The organism is Dietzia sp. CW19, from assembly GCF_014145265.1.
Classification (GTDB): Bacteria; Actinomycetota; Actinomycetes; order Mycobacteriales; family Mycobacteriaceae; genus Dietzia; species Dietzia natronolimnaea.
In genome coordinates this window covers 1-1,631 of record NZ_JAALEE010000513.1, presented here as the reverse complement: position 1 = coordinate 1,631, position 1,631 = coordinate 1, and the positions used below count along the sequence as shown (strand labels likewise).

Sequence of the window (1,631 nt, the reverse complement as noted above, 5' to 3'; positions counted from 1 at the left end):
CCGGTGTCCACGCGGACGACCTGGCCGGGCTGCAGACGGGTCGGTTGACGGGATCCTGCGGTGATCCTCCCGACGACGGGCAGCCCGGCGGGCCCGCCGGACGCGTCCCCGGCGTCATCGGCCGGGCCGCCGACCCGGATGTCGACACTGCGTACCGCGTACCCGTCGATCGCGGACTGGTCGAACGAGGGCAGCGGGCGCTCGGCCACCACCTCCTCGGCACACAGCAGGCCCTGCGCCTCGGAGATCGACACGCGTACCGGTCTCGGGGCGACCGCGGCCGCCGTCACCAGTGCGAGCTGTTCCTCGACGGAGCGCACCAGGTGTCCCCTTCCCGTACGAAAGTCGCTGACCGTGCGGCGGTGTCACGCCACAGCGGGCGGGCCGACCACCGGGTCCCTGTGGGAGAGGGTAGCGCCCGGTCGGCACCATTCCGCGGCGACGGCGCCGTCAGCGGCCGAGCCGGCCCTCCAGCCACTCCCGGAGCTCGTCGGCGTAGGCCGGGTTGTCCAGGGCGAAGTCCACGCAGGCCTTGATGTACCCGCCGGGATTGCCGAGATCGTGCCTGGTGCCGTCGTGGACCACCACGTGGACCGGGTGCCCCTCGTTGATCAGCAGGTCGATAGCGTCGGTGAGCTGCAGTTCCCCGCCGGCGCCCGGCTCGATACGCCGGAGCGCGTCGAAGATCGCGCGGTCGAGCACGTACCGCCCGGCCGCCGCGAGGTTGGACGGCGCGTCCTCGGCGGCCGGCTTCTCGACCATGCCGAGCACCCGCTTGACGGCCGGATCATCCGTGTCGGAGACCTCGAACACCCCGTAGGAGGAGACGTCCTCCGGGCTGACCTCGAACGCGCACAGGACACTGCCGCCGCGATCCGCCCGGACCTGCGACATCCGGCCCAGGATCCCGAACGGCAGGACCAGGTCATCGGGCAGGAGCACGGCCACGGCCTGCTCCTCGTCACCGAGCACCGACTCCACCTGCGCCACCGCGTGCCCGAGGCCCAGCGGCTCGTCCTGGCGCACGTCCACCACCTCGATGAGCCCGGGGGCGCGCTGGACCTTGTGCAGCAGCACGTCCTTGCCCCGGTCGGACAGCGTGTCCTCGAGGACCTGGTCCTCGGAGAAGTGCGCCATCACGCCGACCTTGCGCTCGGAGGTCACGATCGCGAGCCGACCCGCTCCCGCCTCGGTCGCCTCCTCGGCGATGAGCTCGATCCCCGGGGTGTCCACCACGGGGAGCAGCTCCTTGGGAACGGTCTTGGTGGCGGGCAGGAACCGGGTCCCGAGGCCGGCGGCCGGAACGATCGCGGTCCGGAACTGCGAGTCAGGAGAGGCGGTGGACGTCATGGCGTACACCATAGACGGCGGACCGGGACGCTACCTCCGGACCACTGACGGCACACTGGGGTGATGGATCAGGACAAGTCCGCGGTGCGTCGTGCGGTGCGTGTTCGCCGCGCGGCGGTCCCCGCGTCCGTGCGCGCCGAGCGTGACCGGGCGATCCGCGAGCACCTGGCCTCCGTGGTGACGGAGGGGATGGTGGTCTGCGCGTTCGTTCCCGACGACGACGAGGCCGGCGGACCGGACCTGCCGGAGACGCTCGCGCTGGCGGGGGCGCAGGTGCTCCT

General features: G+C 72.3%; 1 protein-coding gene and 2 pseudogenes. 1 reads left to right on the top strand and 2 read right to left on the bottom strand.

The genetic code is table 11. The annotated features are described in order from the left end of the window. Together G6021_RS14645 and G6021_RS14640 are read right to left on the bottom strand one after the other, a co-directional pair. A pseudogene (locus G6021_RS14645) lies at nt 1-320 on the bottom strand (molybdopterin molybdenumtransferase); the annotation flags it as partial. 130 nt (nt 321-450) lie between these two features. Continuing rightward, the gene (locus tag G6021_RS14640; protein ID WP_182641596.1) at nt 451-1,350 is read right to left on the bottom strand and encodes a UTP--glucose-1-phosphate uridylyltransferase; all 900 of its coding nucleotides are present in this window, start codon (nt 1,348-1,350) and stop codon (nt 451-453) included. A gap of 63 nt (nt 1,351-1,413) precedes the next feature. On the opposite strand from G6021_RS14640, the pseudogene G6021_RS14635 reads away from it, so the two are divergent. Further along, nucleotides 1,414-1,631: pseudogene (locus G6021_RS14635) on the top strand (5-formyltetrahydrofolate cyclo-ligase); the annotation flags it as partial.